General features: G+C 73.1%; 8 protein-coding genes. 7 read left to right on the top strand and 1 reads right to left on the bottom strand.

The window, feature by feature from the left end; translation table 11 throughout:
• Positions 1-58: 58 nt before the first annotated feature.
• Positions 59-430 carry a DUF1844 domain-containing protein gene (locus ABZ641_RS19145; protein ID WP_344621642.1) on the bottom strand — a complete coding sequence of 124 codons (372 nt, stop codon included), beginning with the start codon at positions 428-430 and terminating at the stop codon, positions 59-61.
• A 422-nt stretch (positions 431-852) separates the two neighbouring features.
• Between ABZ641_RS19145 and infC the strand changes: the two genes are divergently transcribed.
• The 7 genes from infC to pheT form a co-directional block, all read left to right on the top strand.
• Positions 853-1,614 (top strand): translation initiation factor IF-3, encoded by a 762-nt coding sequence (gene infC, locus ABZ641_RS19140; RefSeq protein ID WP_344621709.1) that lies wholly within the window; start codon positions 853-855, stop codon positions 1,612-1,614.
• Between the two features lie 130 nt (positions 1,615-1,744).
• Positions 1,745-1,939: a 50S ribosomal protein L35 gene (gene rpmI, locus ABZ641_RS19135; protein ID WP_344621643.1), complete on the top strand. Its 195-nt coding sequence runs from the start codon at positions 1,745-1,747 to the stop codon at positions 1,937-1,939.
• 103 nt (positions 1,940-2,042) lie between these two features.
• Complete coding sequence (gene rplT, locus ABZ641_RS19130) at positions 2,043-2,426, top strand: 50S ribosomal protein L20 (protein ID WP_030268651.1); 384 nt, start codon at positions 2,043-2,045, stop codon at positions 2,424-2,426.
• A 95-nt stretch (positions 2,427-2,521) separates the two neighbouring features.
• Positions 2,522-3,397: an RNA methyltransferase gene (locus tag ABZ641_RS19125; RefSeq protein WP_344621644.1), complete on the top strand. Its 876-nt coding sequence runs from the start codon at positions 2,522-2,524 to the stop codon at positions 3,395-3,397.
• Positions 3,398-3,444: 47 nt separating this feature from the next.
• Entirely contained in the window at positions 3,445-4,548 is a 1,104-nt protein-coding gene (locus ABZ641_RS19120) for an ATP-binding protein (RefSeq protein WP_359983234.1), read from the top strand.
• A 234-nt stretch (positions 4,549-4,782) separates the two neighbouring features.
• On the top strand, positions 4,783-5,904 hold the full coding sequence (gene pheS, locus ABZ641_RS19115; RefSeq protein ID WP_344621646.1) for a phenylalanine--tRNA ligase subunit alpha: 1,122 nt from the start codon (positions 4,783-4,785) through the stop codon (positions 5,902-5,904).
• A partial coding sequence (gene pheT / locus ABZ641_RS19110; RefSeq protein WP_359983232.1) for a phenylalanine--tRNA ligase subunit beta occupies positions 5,904-8,420 on the top strand: 2,517 nt, incomplete at its 3' end. The genes pheS and pheT, both read left to right, overlap by 1 nt.

The following is an 8,420-nucleotide window of genomic DNA, read 5'->3' as shown; positions in this document are numbered from 1 at the left end:
CGCGCAGGTCCCCGCGCCCCTCAGCGGTCGCCCCGGATCCCGGGGCGGGTCGCTCCGGTCAGGAGTAGACCGGGCCGGTGAACTTCTCGCCGGGGCCGGCGCCCGGGGCGTCCGGGACGACGGAGGCCTCGCGGAAGGCGAGCTGGAGGGAGCGCAGCCCGTCCCGGAGCGGTGCGGCGTGGAAGTTGGAGATCTCGGGGGCGCCGGCGGTGACCAGCCCGGCGAGGGCGGTGATCAGCTTGCGGGCCTCGTCGAGGTCCTTGTCGGCCTCGCCGCCCTCGGCGAGCCCGCACTTGACGGCGGCCGCGCTCATGAGGTGGACGGCGACGGTGGTGATCACCTCGACCGCCGGGACCTCGGCGATGTCGCGGGTGAGGTCGTCGAAGCCGACGGCCTGCTCGTCGTCGTGCTCGTGGGGCTGGCTGCTCAAGGTGGCTCACTCCGTCTGGCCGGTGGACGTACACAGGGAGCGTACAAGGCGGCGTGACCGGGGCCGGAATAACGGTGGCCGCCCGAACGCTGCTATGATTCGAGACTGACCGGCCAGGAGTCCGTACGGACACCCGGCCAGCAAGTGGAGGCTCCACCCAGGAGGCCCGAGAGGGCAACCGCGACAGTCTCCCACCCGATCGGCCCCCGGGTCGACGGGTCCGGTCCGCGACGTGCGCCGCGAGGTGCGCGATCGTCAGCGGCGTCCCGCCAGGGGCGCCCCGGTTGTGTGGAGCCCCGCCTGTACCGTGCGGGGCTTTTTTCGTGCGTTCGGTGCCTGTTCCCCGGGCAGCGGAGCATGAATGAAGCCCCGCCCAGTGGTCGAAACCACGACGTGCGACCGCCGCCCGACGGCCGCACTGAATTAGGTGCAACCGAGGAGGCCCCATCAGCACCGAGCCCCGCATCAACGACCGGATTCGCGTCCCCGAGGTGCGACTCGTCGGTCCCAGCGGCGAGCAGGTCGGCATCGTGCCGCTTGCCAAGGCGCTGGAGCTTGCCCAGGAGTACGACCTCGACCTGGTCGAGGTTGCGGCGACCGCACGGCCGCCCGTCTGCAAGCTCATGGACTACGGCAAGTTCAAGTACGAGTCGGCGATGAAGGCCCGTGAGGCGCGCAAGAACCAGGCGCACACGGTCATCAAGGAGATGAAGCTCCGGCCGAAGATCGACCCGCACGACTACGACACCAAGAAGGGTCACGTCGTCCGGTTCCTCAAGCAGGGCGACAAGGTCAAGATCACGATCATGTTCCGCGGTCGTGAGCAGTCCCGCCCCGAGCTGGGCTTCCGACTGCTGCAGCGTCTCGCGGAGGACGTCCAGGACCTGGGCTTCGTGGAGTCCTCGGCCAAGCAGGACGGCCGTAACATGATCATGGTTCTCGGCCCGCACAAGAAGAAGACCGAGGCGATGGCCGAGGCGCGCGCCCTCGCGGACGCCCGCAAGGCCGAGCGTCAGGGCCGCACCCCGGGTGCTGCCGCTGAGGCCCAGGCCGACGAGGCCGACGAGGCTGCGGAAGCCGTCGAGGCCGTCGAGGCCGCGGAAGCCGTCGAGGCCGACGAGGCCGTCGAGGCCGCGCCCGCCGCCGAGGTCGAGCAGCCGGCCGACACCGAGCAGGAGAGCTGAGCCGAAAGGCCCAGGCCCCGCACGGACGGCCACAACGGCCGGGGCTCCCGTCCCGGCCAGGAGAACAATCCACTCCCGGCCCGCACAGCACTGTGCGGGCCGGGGCGGACCGACGAGGAGATACGGCGACATGCCGAAGCAGAAGACGCACAGCGGCGCCAGCAAGCGCTTCAAGATCACTGGCTCCGGGAAGGTGCTGCGCGAGCGTGCCGGCCGTCGCCACCTCCTGGAGCACAAGCCCTCGACGCTGACCCGCAAGCTGGCCGGCACCGTCGAGATGGCCCCCGCCGACGCCAAGAAGATCAAGAAGCTTCTCGGCAAGTGATCGCCCGCCCGCGGCGCCCCCGCGGAACCGGCTGATCCTTCCCGACCCAATCGATTGACGGACCGCCAGGAGCCATCCGCGGTCCAACCCAAGGAGTAATCAAGTGGCACGCGTCAAGCGGGCAGTCAACGCCCACAAGAAGCGCCGGGTCATCCTCGAGCGGGCCAGCGGTTACCGCGGCCAGCGCTCCCGCCTTTACCGCAAGGCCAAGGAGCAGGTCACCCACTCGCTCGTCTACAACTTCAACGACCGCAAGAAGCGCAAGGGCGACTTCCGTCAGCTCTGGATCCAGCGCATCAACGCTGCGGCCCGTGCCAACGGCATGACCTACAACCGCTTCGTGCAGGGCCTGAAGGCCGCGGGCGTCGAGATCGACCGCAAGATGCTCGCCGACCTGGCCGTCAACGACGCCGCCGCGTTCGCCGTGCTGGTCGAGGTCGCGCAGAAGGCGCTGCCGGAGGACGTCAACGCCCCCAAGGCCGCCTGATCCAGGCCGAGCCCCGGTAGGTGAGCTCTTCGGGCCCGCAGGCCGTACCGCCTGCGGGCCCGATGCGCATTCCAGGCCCCTCAGAGAACGAGAGCATGCAGAGCACCGACACCCCCCTGCTGACCTCCCTGCGCTCCCCGCGCGTCGTCGCGGCGCGACGGCTGGCCCGGCGGAACCAGCGCGGCAAGGACCGCCGCTTCCTGGCGGAGGGCCCGCAGGCCGTCCGCGAGGCCGTGGCGTACGGGCGGCTGCCGGGCTCGGCCGAGCACGCGGTGGTCGAGATCTACCTCACCCCGCAGGCGCTGGAGCGGCACGCCGACATCGCGGACGCCGCCCGCGCGGCCGGGCTGCCGCTGCTCACCGCCACCGAGGAGGTGATCGCGGAGATCTGCGACACCGTCACCCCGCAGGGCGTCGTGGCGCTGTGCCGCTTCATCGACACCCCCTTCGAGGAGGTGCTGGCCGCGCGGCCCCGACTGGTCGCGGTGCTCGCGAACGTCCGCGACCCCGGCAACGCCGGCACCGTGCTGAGGACGGCCGACGCCGCCGGCGCGGACGCCGTGGTGCTCACCGACGCCTCGGTGGACCCGTACAACCCGAAGGCCGTCCGGGCCTCGGTCGGCAGCCTCTTCCACCTGCCCTTCGCCACCGGCGTGCCGATCGAGGAGGCCGTCGCCGAGCTGCGCGCGGCCGGGGTGCGGGTGCTGGCGGCGGACGGCGCGGGCGAGCGCGACCTCGACCAGGAGCTCGACGAGGGCACTCTCGGCGCGCCGGTCGCCTGGGTCTTCGGCAACGAGGCCTGGGGCCTGCCGGAGGAGACCCGCGCGCTCGCCGACGAGGTGGTGCGCGTGCCCATCCACGGACACGCCGAGAGCCTCAACCTGGCCACGGCCGCCGCCGTGTGCCTCTACGCCTCGGCCCGCGCGCAGCGGTCGCCCGGAGGGTGTCGCACACGGCCGCAGGAGCGCTAGGGTCGGCCTCGGCGGGGAGCACGGTGGTGGGTCAGGGGAGGACACCCATGGTCGGCAGCGGGGCGGAGCTGGACCCGGACGACCTGCCCGACGGCCTGGTCGTCGCGGACGCCGACGGCCGGGTGGTCTGCTTCAACCGGGCCGCGGCCCGGCTCACCGGGCGCCGCCGCGACGCCGTGCTCGGCACCCCGCTGGAGGACGCCCTGCCGCTGGAGGACCTCGACGGCCGCCGCTGGTGGAAGCTCACCGACCCGTACGGCGGCCTCGCGGTGCGCACCGGCCAGCCCGAGCGGAACCTGCTGCTGCCCGGCGGCTGCGAGGTGCTGGTCTCCGCCCGGTACGTCCGGGAGCGGCCCGGCGGCCCGGTGCAGCGGGTGGTGGTGGCGCTGCGCGGCACCGAGGCCCGGCGGCGCACCGAGCGCAGCCACGCCGAGCTGATCGCCACCGTCGCGCACGAGCTGCGCTCCCCGCTGACCAGCGTCAAGGGGTTCACGGCGACCCTGCTGGCCAAGTGGGAGCGGTTCAACGACGGGCAGAAGCGGGTGATGCTGGAGACCGTCGACGCCGACGCCGACCGGGTCACCCGGCTGATCGCCGAGCTGCTCGACATCTCCCGGATCGACGCGGGCCGGCTGGAGATCCGCAAGCAGGTGGTCGACCTGGCGGCGGCCGTCCGCCGGCACGTGGACGGCAAGGTGGCCGCCGGCATCCCGGCCGAGCGCTTCGACATCCGGATCGCCGACGGCCTGCGCCAGCAGTGGGGTGACCCGGACAAGATCGACCAGGTGCTGGCCAACCTGCTGGAAAATGCCGTGCGGCACGGCGAGGGGACTGTCACCATCGAGGTGGCCCCCGCCGTCGAGATCGTCGAGGCGGCCGGCCGGCAGCATCCGGGCACCCCGCCGAGGACGGTGGAAGGGACAGCGGTCACCGTGAGCGACGAAGGCAGCGGCATCCCCGAGGAGTCGATGCCGCGCGTCTTCACCCGGTTCTGGCGCGGCTCCAAGCGCGGCGGCACCGGGCTCGGCCTCTACATCGTCAAGGGCATCGTGGAGGCGCACGGCGGCGTCATCCGGATCAGCAGGGCCCCCTCGGGCGGCGCCCGGTTCCGATTTACCCTGCCCGCGGGCGTGCCGGACTTCATGCTGTAGGTCCGCGCCCGGCGGGCTCCTCGCGCACACGGCCACGGACGGCGAACCGGCCGTCGGCGTGCTGCGACTACACTCGACCTTTGGCGTTGTGGGACGCCCTGCGCGGCCGTGCCGCGGACACCCCTCCCGGTCGCCCCCCGGCACCGGCCAGGGGCTGCCCGTGTTCCGGCCACGCCGGGCGTAGCGCAAGGGCGAGCCATCCACTTCACGAGCAGGAGCACGGGAAAGATAGAGATGTCGGCACCCAACAAGTCGTACGACCCGGTCGAGGTCGAGGCCCTCAAGCCCGAGGTGGTGGAGCAGGCCCGGGACGAGGCGATCGCCGCGTTCGCCGCCGCCGCCGACCTCGACGCGCTGAAGCAGGCCAAGGTCGCCCACACCGGCGACCGTTCGCCGCTCGCGCTCGCCAACCGTGAGATCGGCGCGCTGCCGCCGCACGCCAAGGCGGCGGCGGGCAAGCTGATCGGCCAGGCCCGCGGAGCCGTCAACCAGGCCCTGGCGCGCCGCCAGGCCGAGCTGGAGGCGGAGCGGGACGCCCGCGTGCTGGTCGAGGAGGCGGTGGACGTCACCCTGCCGTACGACCGCGCACCGCGCGGCGCCCGGCACCCGCTGACCACCATGGCCGAGCGCATCGAGGACACCTTCGTCGCCATGGGCTACGAGGTCGCCTCCGGCCCCGAGGTCGAGGCGGAGTGGCTGAACTTCGACGCCCTCAACCTGCACCCGGACCACCCGGCCCGCTCCATGCAGGACACCTTCTTCGTGCAGGCCCCGGACGGCTCCGCCGACTCCGGCGTGGTGCTGCGCACCCAGACCTCCCCGGTGCAGATCCGCACCATGCTCGACCGCCAGCCGCCGCTGTACGCGGTGAGCCCCGGCCGGGTGTACCGCACCGACGAGCTGGACGCCACGCACACCCCGGTCTTCCGCCAGGTCGAGGGCCTCGCGGTGGACGAGGGCATCACCTTCGCCGACCTCAAGGGCACCATCGAGGTGCTGGTCGAGAAGCTGATCGGCGGCCACCTCGAACTGCGCTGGCGCCCCTCGTACTTCCCGTTCACCGAGCCGAGCGCCGAGGTGGACCTGCAGTGCTTCGTCTGCCGCGGTGCGAGCGTCGGCAACCCGGACCGCCCCTGCCGCACCTGCTCCTCCGAGGGCTGGATCGAGCTCGGCGGCTGCGGCGTCGTCAACCCCCGGGTGCTGGTCGCCGCCGGTGTCGACCCCAACCGCTACAGCGGGTTCGCCTTCGGCCTGGGCCTGGAGCGAATCCTGATGAACCGCCACAACGTCGCCGACATGCGCGACATGGTCGAGGGTGACGTCCGCTTCACCCTCCCGTTCGGGATGGAGATCTGATGCGCGTCCCGCTTTCCTGGCTGCGCGAGTACGTCGACCTGCCGGCGGGCGAGACCGGCCGCGACGTGGCGGCCCGGCTCGTCCGGGCGGGCCTGGAGGTCGAGACCGTCGAGCAGCTCGGCGGCGACCTCAAGGGCCCGCTGGTGGTCGGCGAGGTGCTCTCCATCGAGGAGCTGTCCGGCTTCAAGAAGCCGATCCGGCACTGCTTCGTCAACGTGGGCGACGCGAACGGCACCGGCGAGCCGCAGGAGATCGTCTGCGGCGCGACCAACTTCCAGGTCGGCGACCGGGTCGTCGTGGTGCTCCCGGGCGCCGTGCTGCCCGGTCCCTTCCCGATCGCCGCCCGGCAGACCTACGGCCACACCTCGGCCGGCATGATCTGCTCCGCCCGCGAGCTCGGCATGGGCGACGACCACAACGGCATCCTGGTGCTGGAGTCGCACCTGGAGCCCGGCACCGACGCGATCGAGCTGCTGCAGCTGGTCGACGAGGTGCTCGACATCGCGGTCACCCCGGACCGCGGCTACTGCCTGTCCATGCGCGGCGTCGCCCGCGAGGCCGCCGCCGCGTACGGGCTGCCGCTGGCCGACCCGGCGCTGCTCGACGTGCCCCCGGCCAACGCCTTCGGCTACCCGGTCAAGGTCGCCGACCCGGCCGGCTGCGACCGCTTCGTCGCCCGCACCGTCACCGGTGTCGAGCCGGCCGCGAAGTCGCCGATCTGGCTGCAGCGCCGCCTGCAGAAGTCGGGCATCCGCCCGATCTCGCTGACCGTCGACATCACCAACTACGTGATGCTCGAGGTCGGCCAGCCGCTGCACGCCTACGACCGGAACCGCGTCCGCGGCGCGATCCTGGTCCGCCGCGCGGAGGAGGGCGAGACCCTCACCACGCTGGACGGCGTCAAGCGCAAGCTGTCCGCCGAGGATCTGCTGATCTGCGACGACTCCGGCCCGATCGGCCTGGCCGGCGTCATGGGCGGCGCCACCACCGAGATCCTCGACCCGGTCCTCGACCCGGAGACCGGCGAGGTCGTCGGCTCCACCGAGGTCGTCATCGAGGCCGCCCACTTCGACCCGATCAGCGTCGCCCGCACCGCCAAGCGCCACAAGCTGCCCTCCGAGGCGTCCAAGCGCTTCGAGCGCGGCGTCGACCCGGAGGCCGCCCGCGCCGCCGCGCAGCGCGCCGTCGACCTGCTGGTGCTGATCGCCGGCGGCACCGCCGAGGCCGGTGTCACCGACATCGCCGCCCCGCACCCGGTGCGCACCATCGCCATCGCCGCGGACCTCCCGGACCGGGTGGCGGGCACCGAGTACGGCCGCGAGACGGTCACCCGCCGCCTGCAGGAGATCGGCTGCACCGTGGTCGGCGCCGACGTCCTGGAGGTCACCCCGCCGAGCTGGCGCCCCGACCTCACCGACCCGTACGACCTCGCGGAGGAGGTCATCCGGCTGGAGGGCTACGACAACGTGCCCGCCCGGATGCCCAACGTGCCGCCGGGCCGCGGTCTGACCGAGGCGCAGCGCTTCCACCGGCGGATGGGCGTCGCGCTGGCCGGCGCCGGCTACGTCGAGATCAACGCCTACCCCTTCCTGGGCGAGGCCGCGTTCGACGGGCTGGGCCTGGAGAAGGACGACGAGCGCCGCCGCACCGTCAAGCTGGTCAACCCGCTCAACGACGAGGAGCCGGCGCTGCGCACCACGCTGCTGCCGGGCCTGCTCGGCGCGCTGCGCCGCAACGTCGGCCGCGGCAACACCGACCTGGCGCTGTTCGAGACCGGCACGGTCTTCCTGCCCAAGGCGGAGCTCAAGGTCGCGCCGCGGCTCTCGGTGGAGCGCCGGCCGACCGAGCAGGAGCTCGCCGAGCTCGACGCCGCACTGCCGGACCAGCCGCGCCGGGTCGCCGTCGCGCTGGCCGGCGAGCGCCAGCCGTCCGGCTGGTGGGGCAAGGGCGTGCCGTCCTGCTGGGCGGACGCGGTCGAGGCGGCCCGCACCGTCGCGCGCGCGGCCAACCTGGAGCTGACCGTCCGACAGGGCCAGCGCGCCCCCTGGCACCCCGGCCGCTGCGCCGAGCTGCTGGTGGACGGCCGGGTGGTCGGCCACGCCGGTGAGCTGCACCCGCGCGTCGTCAAGGCGCTGCACCTGCCGGAGCGCACCAGCGCGATGGAGATCGACCTGGACGTGCTGCTCGCCGACGGCGTGCGGAAGGTCAGCGGTCCGCCGGTGTCGGCGTACCCGGTGGCCACCCAGGACGTCGCGCTGATCGTGGGCAGCGAGGTGCCGGCCGCCGAGGTCGAGGCCGCGCTGCGCGAGGGCGCCGGCGCCCTGCTGGAGTCGATCCGGCTGTTCGACGTCTTCACCGGCGAGCAGGCCGGCGAGGGCAAGAAGTCGCTGGCGTACACGCTGCGCTTCCGCGCGGACGACCGCACGCTGACCGCGGACGAGGCCTCGGCCACACCGCCGGCGACCGGCTGCTGGTGCACATCGCCCGCAGGCTGCACCGGGCGCTGCGGACCGGCC

It is taken from the genome of Kitasatospora sp. NPDC007106, assembly GCF_040634455.1.
Classification (GTDB): Bacteria; Actinomycetota; Actinomycetes; order Streptomycetales; family Streptomycetaceae; genus Kitasatospora; species Kitasatospora arboriphila.
Note: the sequence above shows the minus strand (reverse complement) of the source record. Positions and strands in the feature narration are given on the sequence as shown.